Origin of the sequence: Roseovarius ramblicola, from assembly GCF_042430665.1 — a bacterium.
GTDB classification, from domain to species: Bacteria; Pseudomonadota; Alphaproteobacteria; order Rhodobacterales; family Rhodobacteraceae; genus Roseovarius; species Roseovarius ramblicola.
The window spans coordinates 45,353-71,681 of record NZ_JBHMEC010000008.1; the positions used below are offsets into that span (position 1 = coordinate 45,353).

Below are 26,329 nucleotides of genomic sequence, written 5' to 3' on the forward strand. Positions count from 1 at the left end.
CCATGACCGCGAACATCCTCTTCGCCGCCGGTGAGGCGCAATGGCGCGTCTACGAGGCGCCGCTGCGCCGCGCGCTCGCACGCGCCGGCGTGACAGCGACCCTCGCCACCGACCTCGCGCCCGCAGAGGTGGATTACATCGTCTACGCCCCCGGCAGCGCGGTGCAGGATTTCACCCCCTTCACCCGCGCCCGCGCCGTGCTCAACCTCTGGGCCGGGGTGGAAAAGATCGTCGGCAACCCCACGCTCCGTATCCCCCTAGCGCGCATGGTCGATCACGGGCTGACGAGAGGAATGGTGGAATGGGTCACCGGCCACGTCCTGCGCCATCATCTCGGGATGGATACCCATATCCTGCACCAGGACGGGGTGTGGCGGCCCGACGTGCCGCCCCTCGCCCCGGACCGCCGGGTCAGCGTGCTGGGCCTCGGCGCGCTCGGCAGCGAATGCGCGCGGATGCTGAGCCATCTCGGCTTTCCCGTCACCGGCTGGAGCCGCTCACCCAAGGAGATCGGCACCCTGCGCTGCCTCTCCGGCGAGGACGGTCTGCGCACCGCCCTCGCGCAGGCCGACATCCTCGTCCTGCTGCTGCCGCTCACGCCCGAGACGGAGAACCTGCTCGACGCCGCGCGGCTGGCAACGCTGCCCTCCGGGGCGGTGATCCTCAACCCCGGGCGCGGGCCGCTGATCGACGACGCCGCCCTTCTCGCCGCGCTCGACAGCGGCGCGCTCGGCCACGCCACGCTCGACGTGTTCCGCGAGGAACCGCTGCCGCCCGAGCATCCCTTCTGGGCGCATCCGCGGGTGACGGTGACGCCGCATATCGCCTCCGAGACGCGGCCCGAGACGGCGGCGCAGGTCATCGCCGAGAACATCCGCCGCGGCGAGGCGGGTGAGCCGCTCCTGCACCTCGTGGACCGCGACGCAGGGTATTGAGGGGGAGCGCGGCCGGGACGGAAATGGCCTGAAGCTGCCATTCGCCACCCACCCCGCGCGGAGTCAAGGCGTGCTTGCACGCCGCCGCGCGAGCGCCCGACCGCCCCATCGGGCGGGCGCTTTTGCAACGCTGCAAATAGCTGTGATCATTGATGTATTTTGCACCATAAATCGCACAGCACAGACCGATCTGCGCCCACCCGGCGGTCGGGCTCTCGCGCGGCTCATCGCATCATGCCCAATGTCCCCTCAAGGCCGATTGTGTTGAAAAACTCTGCAACCTGAAATTCGCCTCAAAATTTTGGAACAGCGTTCCTTCATGTCACCCTTGGGCAAACTGTGTTTGCGCGGCGGAGCTTCGGCGGGGGGATGTTCTGCAGATTTACTTCTTCTTCGCAGCACACCGACTTTTTCAACACAATTGGCCAATAACGGTCTCCCCCACCCCCTACCTTAACCGGGGCGGCCTCTCGGGATCGGACCCCGGTGCCGCCGGGGCGGCCCGCGCCTCCGGCTCCGGCAGGTCGAACCGCAGGCCGCACCCGGCCATCCGCGCCAGCACCGGGTCGCCCGCCGCGAAGAACCCGACATCGAGCGCCGCCGCCTCCAGCCCGGAAAATGCCAGCACCTCCGACACCGCCCGCGCCAGCGCGCCCTCCGCGCCCGGTGCGGCCCCGACAAAGCCCAGCAGATGCCCCTGCGCACCATCCTCGTAGCGCACCGCCACCAGCCACGCGGCCCGCGCCATCCCGGTCATCCCCGCCAGCCGCGCATCCAGCGCGTGCAGCACCGCTTCGGGCAGCCCGCCGGGCACACGGAATTCCACCGGGCGCGCGGCCACCTGTTCGGGCGCATCGGCCAGCACCTCCGCCAGCCACTCCATCGCCGCGGCGGGCAGAAGGATCGCCGAAGGGGCCACCCCGAGGTTGAGAGCCAGCCCCATCCCCTGCCCCGCCAGCATCGCCGCCAGCGCCCGTCCCGATAGCGCGGCATAGGGCGCGGGCCCGTCCGAGAACGCCGCCAGCCGCGCCTCGCCGTCAAACGCCAGCACGCAATCGCCGCCCTCCGGCGCGATCACCACCGGGTCGATGCGGTCGCCCTCGGGCTCGCATGTCAGCAACAGGCACAGCTCGCTCGCCGCCAGCCGCTCGTAGAACCGCAGCCGCGCCCCCTCGTCCTCCGGCGCGGCCTCCATCGCCGCGTGCGCGGTATCGAGCGGGGTCATCTCAGCCATCCAGCACCTCTTTCACCGCGGCCCTCAGCGCCGGGAGCACCTCGTCGCCGAACCACGGGTTGCGCTTCAGCCACGCGCTATTGCGCCAGGACGGGTGCGGCAAGGGAAACGTGCGCGGCGCATGATCGCGCCAGCCGCGCACCACCTCGGTCACGCCCTTGCACGTGCCCAGGTGATAGCGGTGCGCGTGGCCCCCCACCAGCACCGTCAGCCGCACCGCGCCCAGCTCCGCCATTACCCGGTCATGCCATGTACGCCCGCAGATCGCCGGCGGCGGCAAATCCGACCCTTTCGCGTTATAGCCGGGGAAACAGAACGCCATCGGCACGATCGCCACCCGCTCGCGGTCGTAGAACGTCTCCGCACCGATCCCCAGCCAATCGCGCAGCCGCTCGCCCGACGGATCGTCGAAGGGCCGCCCCGAGCGGTGCACCCGCAGCCCCGGTGCCTGCCCCGCGATCAGGATGCGCGCCGGGGGGCGGAACCAGACCACCGGGCGCGGCGCGTGCGCCGTCTGCGTTTCGGCGAATCGCTCGGCACACAGACGACAAGACCGGATTTCGGCACCGAGCGCCGTTTCGCCCGAACCGTGCGGTTCGCGCGCCGAACCTCGCGGTTCACTCAAGTGCGACCCCCGCCTCGCGCATCGCCGCCTCGGCCTGCGCGCGCGACCCGTCGAGGTCGATCGCCCGGCACAAATCGCGCCGCACGACCACCTTGTAGCCCAGCCTTGCGGCATCAAGTGCCGAGAATTGCACGCAAAAATCGGTGGCCAGCCCGACCATGACCAGCTCGGTCACGTCGCGCTTCTGCAAATAGCCATCCAGCCCCGTCGCCGTCGACCGGTCATTCTCGAAGAAAGCCGAATAACTGTCTATATTCAATGACATACCCTTGCGGATGATAAGATGCGCCGGGGTCGTATCCAGCCCCGGATGAAACGCCCCGCCATGGCTGCCCTGCACGCAATGGTCCGGCCACAGCACCTGAGTGCCGTACTCCATCTCCACCGTCTCGAACGGCGCCTTGCCGGGATGCCCCGACGCGAACGAGGAATGGCCTGCGGGATGCCAATCCTGCGTCAGGATTACATCCTTGAAATCACTCATTAAATTGTTGATCTCCGGCACGATTTCGTCGCCCCCCGGCACCGCCAGCGCGCCGCCGGGGCAGAAATCGTTCTGAACGTCGATCACCAGTAATGCAGCATTCATGCCCGTCTCCTTTGCGCCACATGGCTAGGACGCAGGCCCTGCCGCGTCAATCCCGCCCCTTGCCCGCACGCCCCCGCGCGCGTAAATGCCGCCCCATGTACCGCATCGCTGCCCTCTACCATTTCACCCGCTTTGACGACCCCGACGCCCTGCGCGCGCCGCTTCTCGACCTGTGCGAGGCCGAGGGCGTGCGCGGCACGCTCCTGCTGGCGCGCGAAGGAATTAATGGAACGATTGCAGGTGGTTACAATGGCGTTGCCCGCGTTCTCGACCACGTCCGCGCCCTGCCCGGCTGCGGCGGTCTGGAGTGGAAGGACAGCCACAGCACCACCCCGCCCTTCGGCCGCATGAAGGTGCGCCTCAAGCGCGAGATCGTGACCATGGGCGTTGCGGATGCCGATCCCCGCGCCGCGACCGGTCATTACGTCGCCCCGACCGATTGGAACGCCCTGATCTCGGCCCCCGACGTCGCGGTGATCGACACCCGCAACGCCTACGAGGTCGCCATCGGCAGCTTCGAGGGCGCGGTCGATCCCGGCACCGACAGCTTCCGCGATTTCCCCGCGTGGTGGCAGGCCAACAAGGAGCGGTTCACGGGCAAGCGCGTGGCGATGTTCTGCACCGGCGGGATTCGGTGCGAGAAATCAACGAATTACCTGCTGAGCCAGGGGGTGGAGGAGGTCTTTCACCTCAAGGGCGGCATCCTGAAATACCTTGAGGAGGTGCCCGAGGAAGACAGCCTGTGGCACGGGACGTGCTTCGTTTTCGACGGGCGCGTATCGGTGGAACACGGGCTGCGCGCCGGGCCGCACGTGCTCTGCCACGCCTGCCGCCGCCCGATCCTGCCCGCGGACCGCGCCCGCCCCGAATACGAGGCCGGGGTCGCCTGCCACCACTGCGCCCACGAGACCAGCCCCGGGGACAAGGCCCGCTTTCGCGAGCGCCAAAGACAGATCACCCTAGCTGCCGCCCGCGGCGCGCGGCATGTCCGCTGGATGGCCGAGGGCTGAACGGTCTGAATTCGTTCACAAAACCTCGAAAACCTTGTCGCGCGCGGTCTGCCCGCGCACCAGCCGGAGCCGTGTCTTAGGCACCCCGACCGCCTTTGCCAGCAGCACCTGCACCGCGTCATTGGCCTTGCCCGCCTCGGGCGGCGCGGTGACGTAGATGCGCAAGACATCCCCCTCGACCGCGATCCGCGCCCTTGAGGCCCGCGGCGTCACCCGAAGCGCGATGCGCGTGCCCCGCACCGCGAGATGCCCGAGGTCCGGAACGTCCCTGCTCACACGCGCCTCCCTTCAACCGGTCGCCATAGGCGGCCACGATGGCACGCCCTGCCCCTGCGGTCGAGAGGCCCTACCCGCCGCCCTCATCGTCCTCCTCTGGTTGCACGAGGCTGATCTCACCCGCGGCTTCGAGTCGCCGCACGGCATTCACGATCTCGGTCTGCGCGGCCTCGGCCTCGCGGGCACGCACGCGGCCACGCGCGGCGATGTCCTCGCGCAGTGCATCGGCCATCCTGCTGGACATATTGGATAAAAGGAATTCGGCCACCGGTGCAAGCGCGCCATCGAGAGCCCCGGCCAGCGCATCGACCTGCACCGACGGCTCCACCTCGCGCAGGATGCGCGGCATATCCGGCGGTTTGACGCGGTCAGGCAGGTGCGCGAAGGTAAAGATCGCGCGCCGCACAAGCGCGGCGAAATCCTCGTCGGTCTCTTCCAGCCCCTCGAGCACCTCGTCGCGGATGGCGGCGGCCGAGTAGTTCAGGATCGCACCCACCCGCTCCACGGCCCCGTCGGCAAAGGCGGTTTGCGGCACGTCCTGGATCTGCGCGGCGATTGCGAGGCCGATCCGGTCCACCGCCTCGGGCGAGACCGAGCCGGTCTGCGAGATGGCATAGGTGATGCGCCGCGCCACCGCACCGGGCAGCCGCCCGAGAAGGTCGGCGGCACGCGCGACATCGAGCTTGGAGAGGATCACAGCGGCGACCTCGGCGCTTTCCTCTTCGAGGATGGCGGCGAGCGTATCGGGATCGGTGGCTTTCACCAGCTCCCACGGGTCGCCGTATTGGCGCACGCCCGCCTCCTTGCGCAGGCGCGCCGCGGTCTGCGGGCTGATCCGTCCGTCGAGTGCCGACAGCGCGCCGGGCAGGCCACGCGGAAAGGTCAGGCCCATCCCCTCGAGTTCATTGGCGAATTCGGCCACCACCTCGGCCAGCGTGCCGCGGTCGACATAGCGCATCGACCCCATTTGCGTGGTCAGCCGCGCCTGCAATTCGTCCGGTAACTCCGAGAGCGACACATCCGCGCCCTCGTTCATCAGGAAACGCACGATGATTGCCGCCTTCTGCGCGCGAGAGAGATGCGCCGCCGCGCCGCGCGGGTGCGCCTGCCCGATCCGTGCGGGTGGTGCGTTCATGCCTTGATCCCCGTTGCCCTGGTCCTCGCACGACCATAGGCCACGACCCGTCAACAAAGCCTGAACGAAAGCCCAATTTCTTCCTGGCCGGAAATACTCCGGGGGAGTCGCCCGGCACGGGCGACGGGGGCAGCGCCCCCGCCCCCGTCAGGCTTCTTGCTCCGCAAGGAATTTCTCGGCGTCGAGCGCCGCCATGCAGCCCATCCCGGCGCTCGTCACGGCCTGCCGATAGACGTGATCGGTGAGGTCGCCGGCGGCAAACAGCCCCGGCACCGAGCTGCGGGTGCTGCCCGGCTCGACACGCACATAGTCGCCGTGGTGCATCTCGACCTTGCCCTTCACAAGCTCGCTCGCGGGCGCATGGCCGATGGCGATGAACACGCCCTTGCAGGGGATGTCGGTGATCTCGCCGGTCTCGACATGGCGCACGCGCACGCCCTCGACGCCCTTGGGGTTGTCGGCGCCCGTGACCTCCTCCAGCGTGTGGAACCAAAGCGGTTCGATCTTCGGGTTCTTGAACAGCCGGTCCTGCAGGATCTTCTCGGCGCGCAGTTCGTCGCGGCGGTGGATCAGCGTCACCTTGGAGGCGAAATTGGTCAGAAACAGCGCCTCTTCGACGGCGGTGTTGCCGCCGCCGATCACCACGATCTCCTGCCCGCGATAGAAGAACCCGTCGCAAGTGGCGCAGGCCGAAACGCCAAAGCCCTTGAACGCCTCCTCGCTGTCCAGCCCCAGCCACTTGGCGCGCGCGCCGGTGGCGAGGATCACGGCATCCGCCGTGTAGGTCGCGCCGCTGTCGCCTCTCGCCACAAAGGGGCGGCTGTCCACGTCAAGCTCGGTGATAATGTCGCCCACGATGGCGCAGCCCATGGCCTTGGCATGCGCCTCCATCCGCACCATCAGGTCGGGGCCCTGCACCTCGGTATCGCCGGGCCAGTTCTCGACCTCGGTGGTGGTGGTCAACTGCCCGCCCGGCTCGATTCCCTGCACGAGCACCGGTTCAAGCATGGCGCGCGCGGCATAGACCCCGGCGGTATAGCCCGCCGGGCCGGAGCCGATGATCAGGCACTTGGTATGGGTGGTCTGTGACATGGCTGCTCTTTCGCTGAAGACCTCGTATCGCGCGGAGATATAGCTGCGCGGGCCGGGGCATGTAACCCCTTGCAGACCGGCTATGCGCCACCGAACAATCCGGACATCCGAAATTATCTTGCGCGCAAACGAAAGATAATTGCGCGCAGCCGCAGGGTTGGTATAACATCCGCGAAAATCAACAGGAGAATGCGATGGCGGGCACGCGTCTCGATCCGATCGACCGAAGGATACTGGCGGAATTGCAGGCCGATGGCCGGATGACCAATGTCGAACTGGCCAAGCGCGTCGGCATTTCCGCACCGCCCTGTCTGCGGCGGGTGCGGGTACTTGAGGAACAGGGCTACATCCGCGGCTATCATGCCGATATCGACGCGCGCGAACTGGGGTTCGAGGTTCAGGTCTTTGCCATGGTCGGCCTGCAGAGCCAGGCCGAGGCCGACCTGTCGGCCTTCGAGGCGCGCTGCCGGTCGTGGCCCCTCGTGCGCGAATGCCACATGCTCAACGGCGAGGTGGATTTCATCCTCAAATGCGTGGCCCCGGATCTGTCGACCTTTCAACGGTTCCTGACGGAAGAGCTGACCGCCGCCGACAACGTGGCGAGCGTCAAGACCTCATTGGTCATTCGCGGGGCCAAGGACGAGCCCGGCGTGCCCTTCGACATCCTGGAAAAACGGCTGGAGCGGCCCGCCTGAGCGGTGCCGCGCGGTCAGACGAGGTCCGGGGTCTCGGGCGCGTCGAGCGGCAGGCGCATCCGCGCCAGCGGGCCGAAGTCCTGCGGTGCGCCGAGATGGGGAAAGGCCGCCATGACCTGCCGCAAGGTGACCTCGTCGAGGCCGCGCTCGAACCCGGCACCGGGGTGATAGCTCTCGGTCTCCAGGCCGTTCACCACGATGAGAGCATGTCGGCGCAAGGCGAGGTGGAAGAATGTCGCCGGCTGTCGCGCGGCCATTCGGATCGCGTGCGCCCCGTCGGCCATCGCGTGCACCGGGGACAGCACGCCACCCGCACCAATCCGCGCGCGCAAGTTTCGCGGGCGGCTGAGGAGCCGCGCGCCCGGCCCTGCAACGAGATCGGCAAGCGGACGCCCGGGACCGAAGGCGTCGGCCATCACCCGCGTGAGGGGCACCCCCTCGCCGGACGGACCGGGCCAGAGCGTGACCAGCCCGATCCAGACCACCGGGACCGCGCCACCCGCAGCGGTGGCGATCATGTCCCCCGGCGACAGGTCCTCGACCGCCACCGGACCGCCCGGCGTCGAGACGAGCGCGCCCCGCGCAAAGGCGGCATGGGCCGCGTCAAGCAGCGGCATCGCCGGCAAGCGGCGCTCCTGTGCCATGAGCCGCCCCCCGGCATCGCGCCACAGGCAGGAATAGAGGCGGGTGGCCGACTGCGACCGGGCGACCGGGATCGAGGGCGGAAGGTCGGCACCGAAACAAGGAAGGCTCATGTCAACTTGCTTCATGATCAGGACCGGCATGACTGCCTGCGCACGCGTCGGCGGCAGCCGCGATATGGCATGTGCCGCTTGGCGTGGAATTCGTGCCTTTGCGGTCCCGGCGACCGAGGTCTCGGGGGCACCATGCGGACCGGGAACACGATCACGCCACTGCGGGATGCGGCGTGGCTCAGGCGGACTTGAGACTGCGCGGCGATGCGACGTCGTTCGCATCGCCCGGGCCCTGCCGCCGCCCCCGCCGCCGCACCTGCCGCTGATAGGGCAGCGCGGGCGCGGCCTCCTTGCTGTGCTCGACCACGGATTTCAGCCAACGTGCCTTCATCTTTCCCATCCTCTTGCCTGTGCCGCCGTGCGGCATTGTTGCCTCACTCGCAACGATGCCCGCGGTTTGCGGCCAAGTTTTGGCGGAAAGGGTTGAAATCCGGGCAATACCGGGGCGATGCCGGGGACAGATATGATAGCGCGCGGCTGTTGCCGATCAGCACCCGCCCGGCTCGAACCCCGCCTCGCGCATCAGCCTGTCGGACGCCTCTTCGACATCCCGTTCGAGCCGCTGCATGAACGCCTGCCTGCTCAGCCCCGGCGGGATCTCGGGCAGGAACTCCACGACCGCGAGACCAGGTTTGCGATAGATGCCCTTGCGCGGCCAGAACACGCCGACATTGGTCGCCGCCGGCACGCAGGTCTGACCCGTCTCATTGTAGAGCACACCGGCACCGACCTTGTAGGGCCTCTTTACTCCTGGCGCGACACGGGTGCCCTGCGCGTAGATAATGAGCTGCCCCGGCTCCTGCCGCCCCTTTGCCACGTCCTCCACCATCCTGCCGATGGCCTGGCTGCGCTTGCCGCGATCCACGGGCACGCAGCCGATGCGCAGCGCGTATTGCCCGATCACCGGGGCCCACATCAGCTCTCGCTTCATGATGAACTTGCCCGCCGGCACGCTGCCGAAGATCAGGATGATATCGAGAAAACTCTGGTGCTTGGCGGCGATCAGCACCTCGTCCGCGGGCGGCGTGCCGCGCACCTCGGTGCGCAAGCCCACCATCCAGCGGGCCGTCCAGCGCACCCAGCGGCAATAGGTTTTGCAGGCCATACGCGCGCCGCGCGTGCTGAACAGGGCCCAGGGCAGGAAAACGATGCCCAGCACCGCCATCGCGAGGTACATCTGACCCACGAATACCAGCGACCGAAGCCATTGCAGGGCGTATCTCATGGCATCTTCTCCAATCTGCGCCGCGCGGCGGCGCGGGTTGCGGCAAAGGCCACCAGCCCTGCCAGCGGCGGAACAGCCAGCGGCCAGAGCCAGTGCCAGCCCTGAAAGCCGAGTCCGGCGAGAAACCCGCCCTCGATCCGCGCGGCGGGCAGCGCGAGGATGGCGAGGCACCCAAGACCGGTGCCGATAGCCGCGCCCCCGAGGCCCCGCAAGGCAAAGCGGCGAACAAAGGCGCGCACGATAAAGCCGTCCTGCGCACCGACGAGGCGAAGCACGGTGATGACTTGCGCGTTGGCCGCCAGCGCCGCCTGTGCCGCCAGTGTGATCATCGCGGCCATCGCCGCCCCGATGAGCGCCAGCGACAGCCAGCCCAGCAGCCGCAGCCGCGAGGCGGCCTGCACCAGCGGCCGGCGCCAGCGGGTGTGATCGTCGAGCACGGCACCGGGCACCTCGGCGGCCAGCCGCAGCCGCAACCCCTGCGCGTCAAATCCCGCCCCGGTCTCGGTCACTTCGATGAGCCGCGGGACAGGCAGTTGATCGAGCGGCAAGTCGGGGCCGAACCATGGTGCCAGCAGCGCCGCCTGCTCGGCATCGTCGAGCGCGCGAGCGCGCGCGACACCAGTGGTGGTCTCGAGCACGCGCAGCGCCGCCACCGTCTGCGCCGCCATCTGCCCCTCGGGGGCCGAGATGCGCACCGTCGCCGTGCGGGCTAGCTCGTTGCCCCAACGGTCCGCCAGCCGCCCGGTGGCCAGCGACAGCGCCAGCGCGAACACCGCGAGGAACGCCATCGCCGCCGCAGTGAACAGCGTCAGCGTGGCAGTGAACCCACTCGGTGGCACGACCCGGTCGGCCTGCGTGTCGCCGGGCAGAAGCTGCGAGAGCAGACCGGAGAGGGCCGTCACAGATCCGCCCCCGCAAGCTGAAGCCGCCGCCCGGCGATGCGCAGCACCCGGGCCTGCACATGCGTCTTGGCCGCACGGATGAGGGCGAGATCGTGGGTGGCGATGAGAATCGTCTTGCCCATGCGGTTGAGTTCAATGAGCAAGCGCATCAGGCGCTCGGACATCTCCCAGTCGATATTGCCGGTGGGCTCGTCCGCCAGCACCGCGTCGGGCGACATGATGACCGCGCGCGCCAGAGCGGCGCGCTGCCGCTCGCCGCCCGATAGCTCCGGCGGGCGCGCCTGCGCCCGCGCGCGCAGCCCGACCCAGCCGATCAGTTCGCGCAGGTTGGCCTCCTCGGCCAGCAGGTCGCGCCCCGACACCGCGAGCGGCAGGGCGATGTTCTCGGCGACATCGAGATGGTCGAGAAACTGGCAATCCTGATGCACCACACCGATGCGCCGCCGCGCCATCGCGATGTCGTCGCGGCCCATCTCGCGCCGATCCTGTCCAAAGAGCCGCACCTGCCCCGCCGTCGGAACGAGGGCACCGTAGCACAGCTTGAGCAGCGTCGTCTTGCCCGCGCCGGACGGTCCGGTTAGAAAATGGAACGAGCCCGGCGCGAGGCTGAGCGACACATCGCCCAGCAACTCCCCGCCGCCATAGGAATATCCCACGCCCTCGAGTTCGATCACCGCCAGCGCCCTTTTCTGCCGCGGCCCCCTTCATGCCCCAGAGGTCACACATGTGCAATCACTGCCCGCATGATTCGCTTTGCTCTTTTCGCTTCCCGGATAAGGGCCTATGCTTGCACACGGTCGCAAGAGCCGGGAAACGGTGGCAAGGAGCAGGCAGCGGGTGACCCCATGAGGCTGACATGTCCCAACTGCGGTGCGCAGTACGAGGTGCCGGATGCGGTGATCCCCGTGCCAGGGCGCGATGTGCAGTGTTCCAATTGCGGCACGACGTGGTTTCAGAACCACCCCGATCACACCCCCGCAGAGCCTGACATGCCCGCTGCGGATCCGGACCCGATGGCAGCGACCGAAACCGCAGCCGACCCGGAACCGAAAACCGATCCACAGCCGTCGGCGGCTCGGCGGATCGACCCGTCGGTGGCCGACATCCTGCGCGAGGAAGCCGACCGCGAGCGCGCCGCCCGCGCCGCCGAGGCCGATGGGCGGATCGAGACGCAACCCGATCTCGGCATCGGAGAGCCCGAACCCGAAGACGCGCGGCGTGCACGAGAGGCGCGCGACCGAATGCAGCGGCTGCGTGGCGACCGGTCCACCGACCCCTCCGCCGCGCCGCCCGGCAATGGTGCCCGCACCGATGACCCTGACGACATGTTCGACGAAGAGGAAGACGAGCGTCTCGACCCGGGGTCGCGGCGCAACCTGTTTCCCGATATCGACGAGATCAATTCCTCGCTGAGCGCCTCCGACGACGTCACGGGCCCGCTCGCGCCGACGATGTCCAAGCACACACCGCCCGACCGGAATGGTGGCGGCGGGTTCCGCGCCGGCTTCCGCCTTGCGGTGGTGAGCTGCGTGGCGGCGCTGGTGGTTTACCTGATGGCCCCGCGGATCGCGGCAATCTGGCCCGCCGCAGAGGCACCGCTCGCGCAGTACGTTCAGGTCGTGGACAATATGCGCGCAATGCTTTCGGCGACGGTCAAGGATCTGATCACCCGGATCTGACGCAGGTCAGAAGCGGTCAAGCAGGCGGCGCAGGTAATCGAGTTCGATATCCGGGCGCGCGCCCTCGCCAGAGCGGCGTCGTATCTCGTCGAGAAGGTCGCGCGCGCGGCGATAGACATCCTCACCCTGCAACAGGCTGTCCTGCGTTCCCGCGTGGCGGCCCTGACCCGACTCGCGGCCCAGCGGATCGGCCTGCGCGCGACCGGACTCGCCCTGCGCGCCCCCGGGGCTGCCGGGACTGCTGTCCCGCGCCATCGCCTCGCCCATGCTGCGCATGCCCTCGCGCAACGCCTCCATCGCGTCGGCCTGATCCTCCAGCGCGCCGGCGAGATCGTCATTGCGCAGCGCCTCCTCGGCCCCTTCCATCGACCGCTCGGCGCGTTCGAGCGAGTCGCGCGCCGCATCCCCGGCCTCGCCGCCAAGCTGCGGCAGCCCCCTGCGCTGCTGCTCAAGCTGGCGGCGCAGCGCCTCCTGCCGTTCGGCGAGCGATCCACCCTCGCTCTCCCCGGCCTGCTCGCGCCCGTCCTGGCCCTGACCGCCGGGACGCGTGCCACCCTCGCCGCCGCCCTGCCCCTGTTGGCCATCATGGCTCTCGCCGCGCCCTTCGCCGCCCGAACTGCCCTCGTTCTGCTGCGACTGACCGGATTGCGCATTCGGGTTGAATTGTTCCTGCAGATCCCGGAACGCCTGATCCGACAGGCCCTGCTGGCCGCGCAGCGTGTCGGCCAGCCCTTCCATCGCCTGCTGGCCCTCCGAGCCGCTCTGCCCCTCCGTGACCTGCATGTTCTCCATCATGCGCTGGAATTCCTCCAGCGCCCTCTGCGCCTCGGCAAAGCGGCCCTGCTCCATCAGTTCCTGGATGCGGTCCATCATGTCCTGCAAGTCCTGCTGGGACATGCGCATGGAATTCTCGGCGCTCTGCTGATCGCCGCCGTTTTCGTCCTCGCGCTGCGCCTGCTGCATCTTCTGGCGCAGGTAATCCTGCGTGGCGTCGCGCAATTCCTGCATCAGGCGGGCGATCTCATCTTCGCTCGCGCCGTTCTTCATAGCCTCGCTCAGACGCTCCTGCGCGGCGCGCATCCGTTCGAGCGCGTCGCCCACGTCGCCATCCTCGATCAGCACGCCCAGATTCCACAGCGCCTTTGCGATCTCGTCGCGCCCGGCCTTGTCCGGTCCGCCCGCCGCGACCATCGACTCGAGCCGCCGCAGGATGGTCCGCAGTTGCAGGTAGGCCCCGCTTGACCGGAACAGCCCTTCCGACGGTTTGTAAGAGATCGCGCGCAGCACTTGCGTCACGCGCGTGGCGTTCTCGCGGCTCCACAGCAGGTCACGCCGCTGCTCGATCACCGCCGCCGCGAGCGGGTCGAAGAAACGTCGCGCTGGCAGAGTCATCTCCACCGGGTCGGATTTTCCGTCCTGCCCGATCGCGTCCGTCACCGTCATCCTCAGCGTCACCGGAAGATGCGCCCAAGCGTGCTGCGACAGGTTGGCGATGAGCGTCTCGGTGAACTCGGCTCGGTCCCCCATCATCGGCAGCGGCAGATCGAGCCGGATGGGCTCGCGCGGCTCGGGCTCGGCGGCGAGGCCGTGACGGCGTGCAATGCGCTCCATATCGAGCGTGATCACCGCATGCCCACCGGTCACACCGTGGTCGTCACGCACCTCGAAGGGCTGGCTCATCTGCCCCTCAAAACTCGTCCGCGCCTCCGCCTCCAGCACCGCCACACTCGGCGCGGCGTCGGCCATGGCCTCGACCTGCCAGTCGCGCCCGCCGGGGCCGTCGATGCGCAGCACCCCGTCGCGGATAATGTCAAAGCTCTGCTCGGGGGCCGTTGCATGCTGTGCATCAATGCCGCCGCCCGACGCCGTCTCGTACAGGCTGAGCGCGCCCTCCGCGCCGTAAAACCGCAGCGTCACCTCGCTACCCACCGGGGCGCGGATCACGCCCTCCTGATCGGCGAGGTAGAGACTCGGCAGGCCGGTATGGCGCGGCGGCTCGATCCAGCCTTCCCAGGCGGGGCCCTGCGCCAGCGCCGCGCCGGCCCCGCCGCCGGCGCCCATCTGCGTTACCGTCCCCGCGCGCCAGACCGAACCGAAAACAAGGCCGATCACAAGCACCAGAAGCGCGACATGGCGCAGGCCATAGGGGTCGAGGCGCGCCAGCCGCAGGTCGGGCGGCACGTGGCGCGCCCCGGCCGCGCGGGTGGCCATGCGCGCCTGATGCGCGCGCCACACCGCGGCGGATGCGTCGTCTCCGGTGCCGATCGCCTGCGCATCCCCGAGCGCGGCGAGCGGATGCCCGTCAAGCGACGCATCGAGCCGGGCCACCGCATCGGCCCGGCGCGGCCAGCGCAGCCGCAACAGACCATGAGCCGCGAGCGCCAAAGCGATCACCCCAAGCGCCGCCCCCGCCACACGCAACACCACGGGCGAGGCATGGTCGTGCAAGCCGAGAAACGCCGCGCCCGCCACCGCCGCCAACAGGCTCAACAGCGGCCAGAACGCCCGCGTGACCCGCTCGGCCACAAGGCCGGCCCATGTCAGCGCGACGGCCGGGCGCAGCCGCGCCATCGTCTGTACCAGGGGATCGCCGGGTCGGGACATCCGCGAAACCGCTCCTTTCGGGCCATGACGCGACCGTCGCGTCAGAGCCATTCGGGAATGGTATCGCGATTTATCATTTCGTCAAAGGTCGGGCGCGCGCGGATCACGGCAAAGTCACGCTCATTGACCAGAACCTCGGGGATCAGGGGCCGGGTGTTGTACTCGCCCGACATCACCGCACCATAGGCACCGGCGCTGCGGAACGCCACCAGGTCGCCCTCTGCCAGCGACGGCAGCATCCGCCCCCTCGCAAAGGTATCCCCCGATTCGCAGACCGGCCCGACCACGTCATGCGGCACCTGCGTCGCGCCCGGCGCAGGCTCGATCACCGGCACGATATCGTGATGCGCGTCATACATCGCCGGGCGGATGAGATCGTTCATCGCCGCGTCGAGGATCAGGAAATCACGCCCCTCCCCGTGCTTGAGATAGATCACCCGGCTCACCAGTATCCCGGCATTGCCGACAATCAGTCGCCCCGGCTCGATCTCGATCTCGCAGCCCAGATGCCCCAGCTCCTCGCGGATCATCGCGCCGTATTCCACCGGCAGCGGTGGTGCCTCGTTCGACCGGGTATAGGGGATGCCGAGGCCACCGCCCAGATCGAGCCGGCGGATATCATGGCCATCGGCGCGCAGGGTGCCGGTCAGCTCCGCCACCTTGCGATAGGCCAGCCGGAACGGCTCCAGATCGGTGAGCTGGCTACCGATATGCACGTCGATCCCCACCACCTCGATCCCCGGCAGGCGGGCCGCCTCGGCATAGACGCCGCGGGCGCGCGAAATCGGGATGCCGAACTTGTTCTCGCTCTTGCCGGTGGCGATCTTGGCGTGGGTCTTTGCGTCCACGTCCGGGTTCACCCGGATGGTGATCGGGGCCACCACCCCGAGATGTGCTGCCACCTCGCTCAGCGCGCGCAGTTCCGGCTCGCTCTCGACATTGATCTGCCGGACGCCGCCTTCCAGAGCCAGCCGCATCTCGTCCCGGGTCTTGCCGACGCCGGAAAAAACGATCCGTTCGCCCGCGACGCCTGCCGCGCGGGCGCGCGTGTATTCACCGCCCGAGACCACATCCATCCCCGCGCCAAGCCCCGCCAGCGTGCGCAGGATCGCCTGATTGCTCGCTGCCTTCATGGCATAGCAGACGAGGTGGTCCACCCCGTCGAGTGCCTCGTCGAACAGCCGGAAATGCCGTGTGAGCGTCGCGGTGGAATAGCAATAGAACGGCGTGCCCACCTCAGCCGCGATCTCGGGCAGAGGCACATCCTCGGCGTGCAAGACACCGTCACGATAGAGAAAATGATCCATTCGGCGCTAATAACAAAGGGTTCAGACCAATCAAGCCTTAAGTCTCCACCTTGTAGACCCGGGCCTTTCGATCCGCCAGAATGCGCTTGTTTCGCGCGATCACCCGATCAAAGCGCGCCTTCAGGCTCGGGTGCCGCGCGCCATGTCCGGCGACCAACTGATAAGTGTCGTGCCCGGTATTGTCGTTGCATTCGATCAGCACCGGACCTTTTGGGCCGAACGCCACATCCCAGCCCAGGCAACCGTTGATTGGAAAGATCGCATGGGCGTTTTGAACCATCTCGACGGCCTCGGCCCAGTACGGAATGCGATAGCCTGTCACCGGCTTACCCGAGACCGGATGCGTCTCGACCTCCGTCTCGTCCGGACCCTTGCCGGTGATGCAATTGGTCACGGTTCCGGTTGCGACATCAATTCCCGCAAGCATCGTATCGTTTTGCCAGAAATTATCGGAAACACCATCATACGCTGCGATCTTCCAGTAGGCATAAAGTACTGTCGGCGTGTCATCCTCGATGATCGTGACCAATCGCGGGCAGCTCAGCGCCGGACCCAGGATTTCGGAAATCTCCGGATGCTGCAGCTCGGCGTCCTGGAACATGTAGCCATCCGGGAATTCACGCACGATCTCGTCCGCCAGCGCGTCGATCCCGACTGTTTCGCCAGTCAACAGCGTTGCGGTTCCCGCCGCCGCATCCACCGCTTCGATATAGACCGCGCCCAGCGACTGAAGCCCCTCGACCGGCTTGCCGAACAGCGGACAGACCGCATCGCGTTTCAAAAAATCAACGATCGCGTCACTGTCGCGCAACGTCGGGACCGGACCCAGCCAGCGGTCGCGCGAGAACATCGCCTGGGTGCGCGTGGTCGGAATGCCCCAGGCGCGCCAGAGCGCCGTGTGAGTGATCTTGTCGTTCAGAAATCCACGCATCCGTGTCAATCCGGGCGGTGAAAGGCGCAGATTCAGCCGATAGCTTTCCATCTCCCCGATGAATTCGCGTTTCTGGTCCCATGACAGCGACGTGCGATAAAGATGATGTGCGAAATATTCGCGTTGGGTTAGCCCGCCGCGCCGCACTGCAAGCCGGAACATTTCACTCATGATCCGCCCAGCGCCGATCCCTTCGCGGGCGGCGGCTTTCTTCACGAGGTCGGCAATCGCCGGCAATTTGATTGTGCGACGGTCCACCAGGATCTTTGTCTGCGCGTCGGTCATCTCCGCCCCATACTCAAAATGTAAACAATCCCGTTTTTGACTCTGGATTGTGGCCAAGTTGGGGCCAATTCTGGAAAGTCTGAGATGCAGACCCGACGTTCAGCGCCGTGGGGTAGATCGCAGCATCAGATAGAGCGGCAAGCCGCAGCTCACCCCGATGCAGAAGGTCGCGGGAATCGCGATCAGCCCCGCCCAATGCCGGTGTCGCACCACCTCGACCAGCACCCAGACCGTGAGCGCGACCGCCGCGATGGTCAGGTCCCAGACAAGCCCCGAACTTGCCGCGTTGGCATGCCACGCCTCGATCATGCCGCCAAGATCAAAGCCGTTCTCGCGAAACCACGTGAGAAAGTAATACATCGGATGCACCGCGCCCCAGAGCGCCAGTGCGGCAAAGACCCATCTCATAGGCCCAGACCGACGCCCATATTCACGCCGCCGACGCGCACGCCCGTGCTGACGCCCGTATGCACGCCGCCGGTGCCCGCGCTCACCGTGGTGTTGACCGAGGGGCGCACCGGCGCGCCATCCGCGCCACAGCCTGCGAGCGCGATCAGCGCCAGCCCCGTCAGAACCGCTCTTGTCATTCCAGACGCTCCTTCCACCGTGCCACCTGCGCGCGCACCTGTTCGGGGGCGGTGCCGCCATAGCTCATCCTTGACGCCACCGAATTATGCACGCCCAGCACATCATAGACCGTCGCGTCGATTTCGCCATGCACCGCCTGCATCTCCTCAAGGCTCAGGTCCGGCAGGTCGCAGCCCTTTGCCTCGGCGCGGGCCACAAGACTGCCGGTGACGTGATGCGCCTCGCGGAACGGCATGTCGAGTACCCGCACCAGCCAATCGGCCAGATCCGTCGCGGTCGAGAAGCCCGACCCGGCGGCGGCCTCCAGATTGGCCTTTTGCGCGGCCATGTCGCGCACCATGCCCTCCATCGCGGCGAGCGCCAGCATCAGGTTGTCGGCGGCGTCGAAGACCTGTTCCTTGTCCTCCTGCATGTCCTTGGAATAGGCCAAGGGCAGCCCCTTCATCACCATCATCAGCGCCACGTTGGCCCCGAAAATCCTCCCCACCTTGGCGCGGATCAACTCCGCCGCATCGGGGTTCTTCTTCTGCGGCATGATGCTCGACCCGGTCGAGAACCGGTCGCTGAGTGCCACAAACCGGAACTGCGCCGAGGACCAGATCACCAATTCCTCGGCAAAGCGGCTGAGATGCATCGCACAGATGCTTGCCGCTCCGAGGAATTCAAGCGCGAAGTCCCGGTCGCTGACGGCATCAAGGGAATTGGCACAGGGCGCGTCAAACCCCAACGCCCCCGCCGTCATCTCCCGGTCGATGGGAAAGGATGTGCCCGCCAGCGCCGCCGCGCCCAGCGGGCATTCGTTCATCCGCGCGCGCGCATCCCGCACCCGGCTCAGATCGCGCCCGAACATCTCGACATAGGCCATCATGTGATGGCCCCACGTTACCGGCTGCGCGGTCTGCAGATGGGTGAAGCCGGGCATCACCCAATCCGCCCCCGCCTCGGCCTGCGCCAGCAGCGCGCGCATCAGCGCCACCAAGGCCCCGTCGGCGGCATCCAGTTGATCGCGCACCCAGAGCCGGAAATCCGTCGCCACCTGATCGTTGCGGCTCCGGCCCGTGTGCAGACGCCCGGCGGCGGGGCCCGCGATTTCCTTGAGCCGCGCCTCGACATTCATGTGAATATCCTCGAGCGCGGCGGAAAAGGTGAAATCTCCGGCCTCGATCTCTGACAACACCGTGAGAAGCCCTTCCCTCATCGCGCTTGCATCCTTATCACTGACGATGCCCGTGGCGGCCAGCATGGCGGCATGGGCGCGCGATCCGGCGATGTCCTGCGCCGCGAGCCGCTTGTCGAACGTGATCGAGGCATTAATTGCCTCCATGATCGCATCCGGCCCGGCGGCAAAGCGGCCGCCCCACATCTGGTTCGAGGTCGTGTCGGTCATGATATCCGGCCCTTTGGAGGGAAGTATGAAACGTTGTCTCGGGATCGTCCTTTATATGGCCCTCGCGCTTGGTGCAAATACCGCGATGGCCGATACCGCCGCGCTCGAGGCGCTGCGCGAGGGGGACATGAAGAAGCTCATGTTCCATTCCGCCCCCACGCCTGTCCCGCAGGTGGAATTCGAGCGCGAGGACGGATCGGCGGCCACGCTCGCCGACTATGAGGGCCGCCATGTCGTGGTCAATTTCTGGGCCACATGGTGCGCACCCTGCCGGGTGGAAATGCCGATGCTGTCGAATTTGCAGGCCGAGATGGGCGGCGAGGATTTCGAAGTCGTCACCATCGCCACCGGGCGCAACCCGCCCCCGGCGATGAAGGCGTTCTTCGACGAGATCGGGGTGAGCAACCTGCCGCTCCACCGCGACCCCAAGAGCGCATTGGCGCGCCAGATGGGCATCTTCGGCCTGCCCATCACGGTGATCCTCGATCCCGAGGGAAACGAGATCGCCCGCCTGCAAGGGGATGCGCATTGGGATAGCGAGAGCGCGAAGGCGATTATCGGGGCGTTGATTGAGGGCGACACCGGAAGCTGAGTGGCCCCGTCGGAGATCGCGCTGTCACCGTTTTCCTGAAAGGAAAACGTCCCGGACCCTTTGAAAGGGTCCGCCTCCGCGATCACCCTCACTCAGGCTTCGGGGCCGGGTGCCCCGCTGATCCCGGCCTCCGAGAAGCTCGCCATCCCGGAATGACAGGCCAGCGCCGATTGCACCACGCCGATGCCCAGCACCGCGCCCGAACCCTCGCCCAGCCGTAGGCCAAGCGACAGGAGCGGTGCCTTGCCCAGCCGGTCGAGCAGCCGCGCGTGGCCCGGCTCGGCGCTGACATGGGCGGCAAGCGCATGGTCGAGCGCGCCGGGCACCTCGGCCTCGAGGCAGGCGGCGGCGGCGGTGCAGATGAACCCGTCGAGCAGCACCGGGATGCGCTGGCTCCGTGCCCGCGCGATCGCTCCGGCCATCGCCGCCAGCTCCCGCCCCCCGAGCGCCGCCAGCACCGCGAGCCCGCCGCGCGCCGGGTTGGCCGCCACCGCGCGCGCCACCACCTGCGCCTTGTGTGCGAGCCCGGCATCGTCGAGCCCGGTGCCACGCCCGACCCAATCCGCCGCCGTGCCGCCATGGATGGCCAACGCGATGGCGGCGGCGGAGGTGGTGTTACCGATCCCCATCTCGCCCGCGACGAACAGATCCGCTCCGGGATCGACCGCCTCCCACCCCGCTGTTAGCGCGGCGACGCACCCGGCCTCTGACATCGCCGGGCCGGTGGCGATATCGCCGGTGGGCCGGTCAAGATCGAGCGCGCGCACGTCGAGCCGCGCGCCCGCCACACCGGCGAGTTGATTGACCGCCGCGCCACCCGCCTCGAAATTGGCGACCATCTGCGCCGTCACCTCTGACGGGAAGGCCGAGACGCCCTGCGCCACCACCCCGTGATTGCCGGCAAAGACCACCACCTGCGGGGCACAGACCCGCGCGCGCGCATCGCCGCGCCAGCCGCAATACCACGCCGCCACCTCCTCGAGCCGACCGAGCGCGCCGGGCGGCTTGGTCAGCGTCGCGTCGCGTGCCCGCGCCGTGGCGATGCTGCCTGCATCCGGGCCAGGCAGATCGCGCAGCAGGGCTGAAAAGTCGGATAGCGTGACAAAGGGGGTGGGCATGGCGGCCTCGTTGCAAGTCTGCTTGCGTGTCTGTATCGCGAATGCGGCCCCGCCCCCAGCCCGAAAGGCCACGACCATGCCCGAGACCGACCGCGGCACCGCGCTCTTGCACCCGAGCGACCTGACGCTGGCGCTGGCACTGCTCACGCGCTTGCCGGTAAAGATTCACGACACCGCGCGCGGGGCGCGGGCGGCGTGGGCCTGGCCCGTGGCGGGCGCGGTGCTGGGCGGGCTGTCGGCACTCTCGGGCGGCGCGGCGCTGATGCTGGGCCTGCCAGCGCCGGTGGCGGCGCTGCTGGCGCTCGGGGCGCTGGTGATGCTCAGCGGCGGGCTGCACGAGGACGGGGTCGCCGATACCGCCGACGGGCTCTGGGGCGGCTGGACGCAGCAGAGGCGGCTGGAGATCATGCGCGACAGCCGGGTCGGCAGCTACGGGGTGATCGCGCTGGTGCTGGTCCTCGGGCTGCGGGGCGTGGCGCTGGCGCTGATATTTGCCGCCGGGGCGCTGGCGGGCGCGGCGGCGCTGGTCATCGCGGCGATGGTGTCACGCGCGGCGATGGCAGGGGTGATGGCCACGCTGCCCCACGCCCGCGCCGATGGCCTGGCGCAGGCCCAGGGCCACCCGCCCCGCGCAACGGTGCTGCTGGCGATGGCGCTGACCCTCGCGGCGGCGGCAGGCCTGGGTGGCGCGTCCGGCCTCGCGGCGGTGGCCGCAGCGGCGCTGGCGGCTCTGGGAGTGGCATGGGTGGCTCACACCCGGATCGGCGGCCAGACCGGCGACATCCTCGGCGCGGCGCAGCAGGTGGCCGAGATCGCGGCGCTTCTGTGCCTGCTGCCCTGAGTCGGCGCTGACGCCCACGAAAAAGGCCGCGCCCTTGCGGACGCGGCAAAAACCCGGATGCGATGCCGCTCAGGCGGCGCGCGAGATGAGCACCTCGTCCACCTGGCGGGCGGCCTGCACCTCGTCCCCGCCGGACGCCGCCGCGACCTCGCGGGTCAGCCGCTCGAGCGCGGCCTCGTAGAGCTGGCGCTCGGAATAGCTCTGTTCGCGCTGATCGTCGCTGCGGTGCAGGTCGCGCACCACTTCGGCGATGGCGATGAGATCGCCGGAATTGATCTTTTGCTCATATTCCTGCGCGCGGCGCGACCACATCGCGCGCTTGACCCGCGCCTTGCCCCTGAGTGTGGTCATCGCCCTGGAGATGACATCTGGGCTCGACAGGCTGCGCATACCGATCTCGGTGGCCTTGTTGGTGGGCACCCGCAGCGTCATCTTGTCCTTCTCGAAGGAGATCACGAACAGCTCGAGCGTGAGGCCCGCGACCTCCTGTTGCTCGATCGAGATGATCTGGCCCACGCCATGCGCGGGGTAGACGACGTAATCATCGGGGCGAAACTCGGTCTTCCTGGCTTTCGACATGCGGTTCTTTCCTTGCAGCGCGCCATCCGGCACAGCAAAGGGCACACGCCGCGACCCTTCCCGGATCGGGTTTATGTGTCCTTTGTCATGGATTATCCACCCCGGCAGCAGGTGAGGTGGAACCGGTTTCAAGCGCATCTTGTTTTTCGTGAACACAATATAACACAAAAACCGCCCCCATGAAAGGGCGCGCGCCTCTCGGCGTGGTTTTGGCATTATTAGTCAAAGGCTTGACCGGGCCTGAGCCCGGAACGCGCCGTCCCGGTCGCGCCACCCACAGCGAATCGCCCCGTCACCCGCCCTCGCCGGGGGCTTCGGAGAAATACTTGTCGAGCTTGCCGGTCTCGCCATCGCGCTCCTCTGCCTCGGGCAGCGGGTCCTTCTTGGTGACGATGACCGGCCATTGCTCCGAGTACTTGCGATTGAACTCGACCCATTTCTCCATATCCGGCTCGGTATCCGGACGGATCGCGTCGGCGGGGCATTCGGGCTCGCACACACCGCAATCGATGCATTCGTCGGGATGAATCACCAGCATGTTCTCGCCCTCGTAGAAACAGTCCACTGGGCAGACCTCGACGCAGTCCGTGTACTTGCAGGCGATGCAGTTGTCGTTGACGATATAGGTCATGGGCGTCTCACGTGCTAGCCGGGGGTGCAGCGGTTCGGACGAGACCTAGTCCACAGCGCGGGATCATTCAAGCGGGCCGGAGCCACCGGGGAAGAGTTTGCGCCTGTCGCGCTTGGTGGGGCGTCCCTTGCCCTCATAGCGCGGGTTGGGCGGGGGTGCATCCTGCGGCGCGGGGGGCGTCATGTCCTCGTAGAGCGTGCGCGCCTCTGTGGCGGGGCCGCGGCGCGTGCCGATGGCGGTAACGCGCACCACCCGCACCTGCGCGCCTTGGGCAAAGGTGAGCACGTCACCGGGGCCCACCTGCTGTGCGGGTTTGACGGCACGGCTGCCGTTGACGCGGACGTGCCCGCCCGTGACCTGCCCCGCGGCAAGGCCGCGCGTCTTGAAGAACCGCGCGTGCCACAACCACTTGTCGAGGCGTATGCGCTCGGCGCTTGGGGCCACGCTCAGCTCTTGTCCTTGAGCCCCATCAGCGCCGCGGCGAAGGGGTTGTCAGGGTCGATGCGGTCCTTTTTCTCGGGCTTCGCGCTGAAGGACTTGGCGCGCTCGTCGCGGGGCTTGCCCTTGGGGCCGCCCTTACCCCGGGGCTTGCCGGGCTTGCCCTGTCCCTGACGCGGGCGGGTGCGGCCATCGGCCCCGGCCTTGCGGCCGCGCGGGGCCCAGGTGAACGTGTAACAGACCTCGATCTCCGGTTCGACGACCTCGGGCGTCTCGCCCGGCACGATCTCTTCCTCGGGGGTCTCGGCGATGTCGGCGGTCACCTCGGGCTCGGGCTGCGGCGGCTCGGCGGCAACCGGGGCCTCGCCCTCGTCGGCGATCTGCTCCACGGCATCGGCAGCGGGGTCTGCCGGTGCCTCCTCGGCGGCGGTCGCGGCATCGGCGGGGGCCTCGGCCACAGCCTTGTCCACCGGCTTGACCTTCTCGCGCTCGCCACGCTCGGCGCGATAGCCCAGCCCCTGCATCAGCCCGGCGAACTGCTCGAGCGTCATGCCGGTGATCGACAACATGTCCGCCGTCGCCTCGAAGCCACCGCGCGTATCGGCGCTGCGCAGCATGTCGGCGAGCCGCTCCAGCATGTCGATGCGAATCGCCCGCTCGCCCGCTGCGCGGTATCCCGCCATCGCAAAGTAGCCCTGCGGTGCGCCGGTGTCGGCGGGCACCGTCACCAGCCCCGGCGGCGGCGCCTCGGGAAAGGTCTCGAGCCCGTTGCCGAGCGACCAGAGTACCAGCCGCAACCGCGTCGGCGCGGGCTTGAGCAGCGCGGGCAGGAACACGGTGAACTGCCCGAAGCGCACGCCGTGCTTGCGCAGCGCGCCCCGCGCCTCCTGATCGAGGGCCTTGACCTCATCGGCCACATCGCCGCGCGGCAGCACGCCCATCGCCTCGACCAGCCGGAAGCCGAAGCCGCGCGCCAGCCCCGTAAGCGCCTCGTCGCGGCTCATGGCCAGCAGCGGCTCGAACAGGGTGGCGACCTTGCGGTCGATGAAATGCTGCAGGCGGCGCTGTACCTTGGTGGCCACGTCCGGCCCCGCCTCGTCATCGACAAAGGCCACGGCCTGCGGCTTGAGCGGGTCGGAGCCGGAGGCGAGTTTGCCCACCGCCTCGTTGCCCCACATCAATCCGCCCTGCTCGGTAAAGTCGATCATGGTATCGGGCGCGTTGTAGAACTGATCCGCCTTGAGATGAAAATGCGGCGCGAGGGCCGCGAGGCTTGCCTGTTGCAGCGTGCGCGCCTCCTGCCCGGCGGCCGCCTTGTCACGGATGAAGCGGAACCCTTCGAGCCGCCCGACGAATTCACCCTCGACGCTGACCGCGCCCTGATCGTTCACTTCGGCCACCATGGCCTCCTTCTGCTTGAGCCGCCGCATCAATACAGATGTGCGCCGGTCCACGAATCTCTGCGTCAGCGCGCCGTGGAGCGCGTCCGACAGGCGGTCTTCTACCGCGCGAGTGGCCGCGCGCCAATGGGTTTCGTCATCGACCCAGCCCTTGCGCTGCGCCACATAGGTCCATGTCCGGATATGCGCCAGGCGCTTGGAAAGCGTGTCGATATCGCCATCGGTGCGGTCGATTCGCCGGATCTGCGCGGCCAGCCAGTCATCGGGCACGCGGCCAAGCTCGTGCAGGTCGCAAAAAATGCGCTCCAGTAGGCTGGCGTGCTCGGTCCCGCTGATGCCGCGGAAATCGGGGATGCGGCAGACATCCCAGAGCAGCCGCACGGCGGGCGCATCCGTGGCGCGGGCGCGCACCTCCGGCACCTCGGCGAGCGCCCGGAGCGCCGCGAGGTCATCGGCTTCGCGCCCACGCGCCAGCAGCGTGTGCTCGGGGCGCGCCTCGAGCGAGCCGATAAGCGCCTGCGCCGAGCCGAAGGCCAGCCGCGCATTGCGCCATTCGAGGCGGCGCACCGGCGCGAAGCGGTGATCGGTGATCGCCTCCGCGAGATCGGGTTCGAGATCGGGTGCCTCGCCGGTGACGCCGAAACTGCCGTCGCGCATCCCCCGCCCCGCGCGCCCGGCGATCTGACCCAGTTCGTGCGGAAACAGCGCCCGCATCCGCCGCCCGTCGAATTTCGACAGTGCGGAAAAGGCGACGTGGTCGATATCGAGGTTGAGCCCCATGCCGATGGCGTCGGTGGCCACGAGGTAATCCACATCGCCGTTCTGGTAGAGTTCGACCTGCGCGTTGCGGGTGCGGGGGCTGAGTGCGCCCATCACCACCGCCGCGCCGCCCTTTTGCCGCCGGATCAACTCGGCGATGGCATAGACGTTTTCAACCGAGAAGCCGACGATGGCGCTGCGTGCAGGCAGGCGCGAAACCTTGCGCGGACCGGTATATGCAAGCTGTGACATGCGCGAGCGGCTGAGGAATTCCACCCCCGGCACAAGCTCGGCGATGACGCCGCGCATTGTGTGACTGCCGAGAAACTGCGTCTCAAGGGTGCCGCGCATCCGCAGAAGGCGGTCGGTAAAGACATGACCGCGCTCGGGATCGGCGCAAAGCTGGATTTCGTCCACCGCGACGAAATCGGTGCCCATCCCCTCGGGCATCGCCTCGACCGTGCAAACCCAGTATTGCGCGCGCGGCGGCACGATGCGCTCTTCGCCGGTGACGAGCGCCACCACAGACGGGCCGCGCACGGCGACGATTCGTTCATAGACCTCGCGCGCCAGCAGGCGCAGCGGCAGGCCGATGATCCCGGTCCGGTAGCCCAGCATCCGCTCGATCGCGTAGTGGGTCTTGCCGGTGTTGGTGGGTCCCAGAACCGCGACGGTTCTCGACTGCCCGGACATGCGCCCCCCGTTCTATCGCCTTGG

At 68.1% G+C, this 26,329-nt stretch carries 28 protein-coding genes; 6 read left to right on the forward strand and 22 right to left on the reverse strand.

Annotated features, from left to right (window positions below; translation table 11 throughout):
• The first annotated feature begins 2 nt into the window (after positions 1 to 2).
• Complete coding sequence (locus ACFFU4_RS03710; protein WP_377067179.1) at positions 3 to 935, forward strand: 2-hydroxyacid dehydrogenase; 933 nt, start codon at positions 3 to 5, stop codon at positions 933 to 935.
• A gap of 448 nt (positions 936 to 1,383) precedes the next feature.
• Here ACFFU4_RS03710 and ACFFU4_RS03715 read toward each other — a convergent pair whose 3' ends face one another.
• From ACFFU4_RS03715 to pncA, 3 genes are read right to left on the reverse strand one after another with little or no spacing between them, the layout of a single operon-like run.
• The gene (locus ACFFU4_RS03715; protein ID WP_377067181.1) at positions 1,384 to 2,169 is read right to left on the reverse strand and encodes an SseB family protein; all 786 of its coding nucleotides are present in this window, start codon (positions 2,167 to 2,169) and stop codon (positions 1,384 to 1,386) included.
• A complete protein-coding gene (locus ACFFU4_RS03720) occupies positions 2,162 to 2,794 on the reverse strand; it encodes a uracil-DNA glycosylase family protein (RefSeq protein ID WP_377067183.1) in 633 nt (210 codons plus the stop codon). The genes ACFFU4_RS03715 and ACFFU4_RS03720 overlap by 8 nt, the downstream gene beginning before the upstream one ends.
• Complete coding sequence (pncA, locus tag ACFFU4_RS03725) at positions 2,787 to 3,383, reverse strand: bifunctional nicotinamidase/pyrazinamidase (protein WP_377067185.1); 597 nt, start codon at positions 3,381 to 3,383, stop codon at positions 2,787 to 2,789. Before pncA ends, ACFFU4_RS03720 begins: the two co-directional genes overlap by 8 nt.
• 95 nt (positions 3,384 to 3,478) lie before the next feature.
• Here pncA and trhO point away from each other — a divergent pair, with 95 nt between their 5' ends.
• Positions 3,479 to 4,393, forward strand: coding sequence for an oxygen-dependent tRNA uridine(34) hydroxylase TrhO (gene trhO, locus ACFFU4_RS03730; protein ID WP_377067187.1), 915 nt, complete (start codon positions 3,479 to 3,481; stop codon positions 4,391 to 4,393).
• Positions 4,394 to 4,408: 15 nt separating this feature from the next.
• Here trhO and ACFFU4_RS03735 read toward each other — a convergent pair whose 3' ends face one another.
• The 3 genes from ACFFU4_RS03735 to trxB all read right to left on the reverse strand — a co-directional run bounded on the left by ACFFU4_RS03735 (position 4,409) and on the right by trxB (position 6,896).
• Positions 4,409 to 4,669 carry a DUF167 domain-containing protein gene (locus tag ACFFU4_RS03735; protein ID WP_377067189.1) on the reverse strand — a complete coding sequence of 87 codons (261 nt, stop codon included), beginning with the start codon at positions 4,667 to 4,669 and terminating at the stop codon, positions 4,409 to 4,411.
• 70 nt (positions 4,670 to 4,739) lie between these two features.
• Positions 4,740 to 5,804, reverse strand: coding sequence for a flagellar motor switch protein FliG (locus tag ACFFU4_RS03740; RefSeq protein ID WP_377067191.1), 1,065 nt, complete (start codon positions 5,802 to 5,804; stop codon positions 4,740 to 4,742).
• Positions 5,805 to 5,951: 147 nt separating this feature from the next.
• Complete coding sequence (gene trxB, locus ACFFU4_RS03745; protein WP_377067193.1) at positions 5,952 to 6,896, reverse strand: thioredoxin-disulfide reductase; 945 nt, start codon at positions 6,894 to 6,896, stop codon at positions 5,952 to 5,954.
• Between the two features lie 194 nt (positions 6,897 to 7,090).
• Between trxB and ACFFU4_RS03750 the strand changes: the two genes are divergently transcribed.
• Positions 7,091 to 7,591, forward strand: coding sequence for an Lrp/AsnC family transcriptional regulator (locus ACFFU4_RS03750; protein WP_377067195.1), 501 nt, complete (start codon positions 7,091 to 7,093; stop codon positions 7,589 to 7,591).
• A gap of 14 nt (positions 7,592 to 7,605) precedes the next feature.
• On the opposite strand, the gene ACFFU4_RS03755 is transcribed toward ACFFU4_RS03750, so the two are convergent.
• The 5 genes from ACFFU4_RS03755 to ACFFU4_RS03775 all read right to left on the reverse strand — a co-directional run bounded on the left by ACFFU4_RS03755 (position 7,606) and on the right by ACFFU4_RS03775 (position 11,147).
• A complete protein-coding gene (locus ACFFU4_RS03755) occupies positions 7,606 to 8,346 on the reverse strand; it encodes a Hint domain-containing protein (RefSeq protein ID WP_377067197.1) in 741 nt (246 codons plus the stop codon).
• A 178-nt stretch (positions 8,347 to 8,524) separates the two neighbouring features.
• Positions 8,525 to 8,677, reverse strand: coding sequence for a hypothetical protein (locus tag ACFFU4_RS03760; protein ID WP_377067199.1), 153 nt, complete (start codon positions 8,675 to 8,677; stop codon positions 8,525 to 8,527).
• Positions 8,678 to 8,833: 156 nt separating this feature from the next.
• Positions 8,834 to 9,571: a lysophospholipid acyltransferase family protein gene (locus ACFFU4_RS03765; protein WP_377067201.1), complete on the reverse strand. Its 738-nt coding sequence runs from the start codon at positions 9,569 to 9,571 to the stop codon at positions 8,834 to 8,836.
• Positions 9,568 to 10,473, reverse strand: a complete 906-nt coding sequence (locus ACFFU4_RS03770) for a cell division protein FtsX (protein WP_377067203.1) — start codon at positions 10,471 to 10,473, stop codon at positions 9,568 to 9,570. Before ACFFU4_RS03770 ends, ACFFU4_RS03765 begins: the two co-directional genes overlap by 4 nt.
• The gene (locus ACFFU4_RS03775) at positions 10,470 to 11,147 is read right to left on the reverse strand and encodes a cell division ATP-binding protein FtsE (RefSeq protein ID WP_377067205.1); all 678 of its coding nucleotides are present in this window, start codon (positions 11,145 to 11,147) and stop codon (positions 10,470 to 10,472) included. Before ACFFU4_RS03775 ends, ACFFU4_RS03770 begins: the two co-directional genes overlap by 4 nt.
• Before the next feature lie 171 nt (positions 11,148 to 11,318).
• Between ACFFU4_RS03775 and ACFFU4_RS03780 the strand changes: the two genes are divergently transcribed.
• Positions 11,319 to 12,152: a zinc-ribbon domain-containing protein gene (locus tag ACFFU4_RS03780; RefSeq protein ID WP_377067207.1), complete on the forward strand. Its 834-nt coding sequence runs from the start codon at positions 11,319 to 11,321 to the stop codon at positions 12,150 to 12,152.
• A gap of 6 nt (positions 12,153 to 12,158) precedes the next feature.
• Here the strand turns inward: ACFFU4_RS03780 and ACFFU4_RS03785 are convergent, their stop codons facing one another.
• The 6 genes from ACFFU4_RS03785 to argH all read right to left on the reverse strand — a co-directional run bounded on the left by ACFFU4_RS03785 (position 12,159) and on the right by argH (position 19,254).
• Positions 12,159 to 14,756, reverse strand: a complete 2,598-nt coding sequence (locus ACFFU4_RS03785; protein ID WP_377067209.1) for a TIGR02302 family protein — start codon at positions 14,754 to 14,756, stop codon at positions 12,159 to 12,161.
• A 41-nt stretch (positions 14,757 to 14,797) separates the two neighbouring features.
• Positions 14,798 to 16,063 (reverse strand): diaminopimelate decarboxylase, encoded by a 1,266-nt coding sequence (gene lysA / locus ACFFU4_RS03790; RefSeq protein ID WP_377067211.1) that lies wholly within the window; start codon positions 16,061 to 16,063, stop codon positions 14,798 to 14,800.
• Positions 16,064 to 16,100: 37 nt separating this feature from the next.
• Positions 16,101 to 17,279, reverse strand: coding sequence for a sugar-transfer associated ATP-grasp domain-containing protein (locus tag ACFFU4_RS03795; protein WP_377067213.1), 1,179 nt, complete (start codon positions 17,277 to 17,279; stop codon positions 16,101 to 16,103).
• Positions 17,280 to 17,378: 99 nt separating this feature from the next.
• Positions 17,379 to 17,687: a DUF2834 domain-containing protein gene (locus ACFFU4_RS03800; protein ID WP_377067215.1), complete on the reverse strand. Its 309-nt coding sequence runs from the start codon at positions 17,685 to 17,687 to the stop codon at positions 17,379 to 17,381.
• Positions 17,684 to 17,866: an argininosuccinate lyase gene (locus ACFFU4_RS03805; protein ID WP_377067217.1), complete on the reverse strand. Its 183-nt coding sequence runs from the start codon at positions 17,864 to 17,866 to the stop codon at positions 17,684 to 17,686. Before ACFFU4_RS03805 ends, ACFFU4_RS03800 begins: the two co-directional genes overlap by 4 nt.
• The gene (gene argH, locus ACFFU4_RS03810; protein WP_377067219.1) at positions 17,863 to 19,254 is read right to left on the reverse strand and encodes an argininosuccinate lyase; all 1,392 of its coding nucleotides are present in this window, start codon (positions 19,252 to 19,254) and stop codon (positions 17,863 to 17,865) included. Before argH ends, ACFFU4_RS03805 begins: the two co-directional genes overlap by 4 nt.
• Before the next feature lie 25 nt (positions 19,255 to 19,279).
• Here argH and ACFFU4_RS03815 point away from each other — a divergent pair, with 25 nt between their 5' ends.
• Entirely contained in the window at positions 19,280 to 19,846 is a 567-nt protein-coding gene (locus ACFFU4_RS03815) for a TlpA family protein disulfide reductase (RefSeq protein WP_377067221.1), read from the forward strand.
• A 92-nt stretch (positions 19,847 to 19,938) separates the two neighbouring features.
• On the opposite strand, the gene cobT is transcribed toward ACFFU4_RS03815, so the two are convergent.
• The gene (gene cobT, locus ACFFU4_RS03820) at positions 19,939 to 20,964 is read right to left on the reverse strand and encodes a nicotinate-nucleotide--dimethylbenzimidazole phosphoribosyltransferase (protein ID WP_377067223.1); all 1,026 of its coding nucleotides are present in this window, start codon (positions 20,962 to 20,964) and stop codon (positions 19,939 to 19,941) included.
• A 76-nt stretch (positions 20,965 to 21,040) separates the two neighbouring features.
• On the opposite strand from cobT, the gene cobS reads away from it, so the two are divergent.
• A complete protein-coding gene (gene cobS / locus ACFFU4_RS03825; RefSeq protein ID WP_377067225.1) occupies positions 21,041 to 21,805 on the forward strand; it encodes an adenosylcobinamide-GDP ribazoletransferase in 765 nt (254 codons plus the stop codon).
• Positions 21,806 to 21,874: 69 nt separating this feature from the next.
• Here the strand turns inward: cobS and ACFFU4_RS03830 are convergent, their stop codons facing one another.
• From ACFFU4_RS03830 to ACFFU4_RS03845, 4 genes are all read right to left on the reverse strand, one after another.
• A complete protein-coding gene (locus ACFFU4_RS03830; RefSeq protein ID WP_377067227.1) occupies positions 21,875 to 22,384 on the reverse strand; it encodes a CarD family transcriptional regulator in 510 nt (169 codons plus the stop codon).
• A gap of 292 nt (positions 22,385 to 22,676) precedes the next feature.
• Positions 22,677 to 23,015: a ferredoxin FdxA gene (fdxA, locus tag ACFFU4_RS03835; RefSeq protein ID WP_377067229.1), complete on the reverse strand. Its 339-nt coding sequence runs from the start codon at positions 23,013 to 23,015 to the stop codon at positions 22,677 to 22,679.
• A gap of 63 nt (positions 23,016 to 23,078) precedes the next feature.
• On the reverse strand, positions 23,079 to 23,459 hold the full coding sequence (locus ACFFU4_RS03840; protein ID WP_377067231.1) for an Hsp15 family ribosome-associated heat shock protein: 381 nt from the start codon (positions 23,457 to 23,459) through the stop codon (positions 23,079 to 23,081).
• Between the two features lie 2 nt (positions 23,460 to 23,461).
• Positions 23,462 to 26,305: a helicase-related protein gene (locus ACFFU4_RS03845; RefSeq protein ID WP_377067233.1), complete on the reverse strand. Its 2,844-nt coding sequence runs from the start codon at positions 26,303 to 26,305 to the stop codon at positions 23,462 to 23,464.
• Positions 26,306 to 26,329 lie beyond the last annotated feature (24 nt).

What these genes read in the sequence shown, in the direction of transcription:
- ACFFU4_RS03740 (WP_377067191.1), bottom strand. Translation starts at nt 5,804, where the DNA reads ATGAACGCACCACCCGCACGGATCGGGCAGGCGCACCCGCGCGGCGCG.
- cobT (WP_377067223.1), bottom strand. Translation starts at nt 20,964, where the DNA reads ATGCCCACCCCCTTTGTCACGCTATCCGACTTTTCAGCCCTGCTGCGC.
- cobS (WP_377067225.1), top strand. Translation starts at nt 21,041, where the DNA reads ATGCCCGAGACCGACCGCGGCACCGCGCTCTTGCACCCGAGCGACCTG.
- trxB (WP_377067193.1), bottom strand. Translation starts at nt 6,896, where the DNA reads ATGTCACAGACCACCCATACCAAGTGCCTGATCATCGGCTCCGGCCCG.
- ACFFU4_RS03800 (WP_377067215.1), bottom strand. Translation starts at nt 17,687, where the DNA reads ATGAGATGGGTCTTTGCCGCACTGGCGCTCTGGGGCGCGGTGCATCCG.
- pncA (WP_377067185.1), bottom strand. Translation starts at nt 3,383, where the DNA reads ATGAATGCTGCATTACTGGTGATCGACGTTCAGAACGATTTCTGCCCC.
- ACFFU4_RS03710 (WP_377067179.1), top strand. Translation starts at nt 3, where the DNA reads ATGACCGCGAACATCCTCTTCGCCGCCGGTGAGGCGCAATGGCGCGTC.
- trhO (WP_377067187.1), top strand. Translation starts at nt 3,479, where the DNA reads ATGTACCGCATCGCTGCCCTCTACCATTTCACCCGCTTTGACGACCCC.
- ACFFU4_RS03760 (WP_377067199.1), bottom strand. Translation starts at nt 8,677, where the DNA reads ATGAAGGCACGTTGGCTGAAATCCGTGGTCGAGCACAGCAAGGAGGCC.
- ACFFU4_RS03715 (WP_377067181.1), bottom strand. Translation starts at nt 2,169, where the DNA reads ATGGCTGAGATGACCCCGCTCGATACCGCGCACGCGGCGATGGAGGCC.
- ACFFU4_RS03765 (WP_377067201.1), bottom strand. Translation starts at nt 9,571, where the DNA reads ATGAGATACGCCCTGCAATGGCTTCGGTCGCTGGTATTCGTGGGTCAG.
- ACFFU4_RS03805 (WP_377067217.1), bottom strand. Translation starts at nt 17,866, where the DNA reads ATGACAAGAGCGGTTCTGACGGGGCTGGCGCTGATCGCGCTCGCAGGC.
- ACFFU4_RS03845 (WP_377067233.1), bottom strand. Translation starts at nt 26,305, where the DNA reads ATGTCCGGGCAGTCGAGAACCGTCGCGGTTCTGGGACCCACCAACACC.
- ACFFU4_RS03785 (WP_377067209.1), bottom strand. Translation starts at nt 14,756, where the DNA reads ATGTCCCGACCCGGCGATCCCCTGGTACAGACGATGGCGCGGCTGCGC.
- ACFFU4_RS03815 (WP_377067221.1), top strand. Translation starts at nt 19,280, where the DNA reads ATGAAACGTTGTCTCGGGATCGTCCTTTATATGGCCCTCGCGCTTGGT.
- ACFFU4_RS03780 (WP_377067207.1), top strand. Translation starts at nt 11,319, where the DNA reads ATGAGGCTGACATGTCCCAACTGCGGTGCGCAGTACGAGGTGCCGGAT.
- ACFFU4_RS03750 (WP_377067195.1), top strand. Translation starts at nt 7,091, where the DNA reads ATGGCGGGCACGCGTCTCGATCCGATCGACCGAAGGATACTGGCGGAA.
- argH (WP_377067219.1), bottom strand. Translation starts at nt 19,254, where the DNA reads ATGACCGACACGACCTCGAACCAGATGTGGGGCGGCCGCTTTGCCGCC.
- lysA (WP_377067211.1), bottom strand. Translation starts at nt 16,063, where the DNA reads ATGGATCATTTTCTCTATCGTGACGGTGTCTTGCACGCCGAGGATGTG.
- fdxA (WP_377067229.1), bottom strand. Translation starts at nt 23,015, where the DNA reads ATGACCTATATCGTCAACGACAACTGCATCGCCTGCAAGTACACGGAC.
- ACFFU4_RS03830 (WP_377067227.1), bottom strand. Translation starts at nt 22,384, where the DNA reads ATGTCGAAAGCCAGGAAGACCGAGTTTCGCCCCGATGATTACGTCGTC.
- ACFFU4_RS03755 (WP_377067197.1), bottom strand. Translation starts at nt 8,346, where the DNA reads ATGAGCCTTCCTTGTTTCGGTGCCGACCTTCCGCCCTCGATCCCGGTC.
- ACFFU4_RS03795 (WP_377067213.1), bottom strand. Translation starts at nt 17,279, where the DNA reads ATGACCGACGCGCAGACAAAGATCCTGGTGGACCGTCGCACAATCAAA.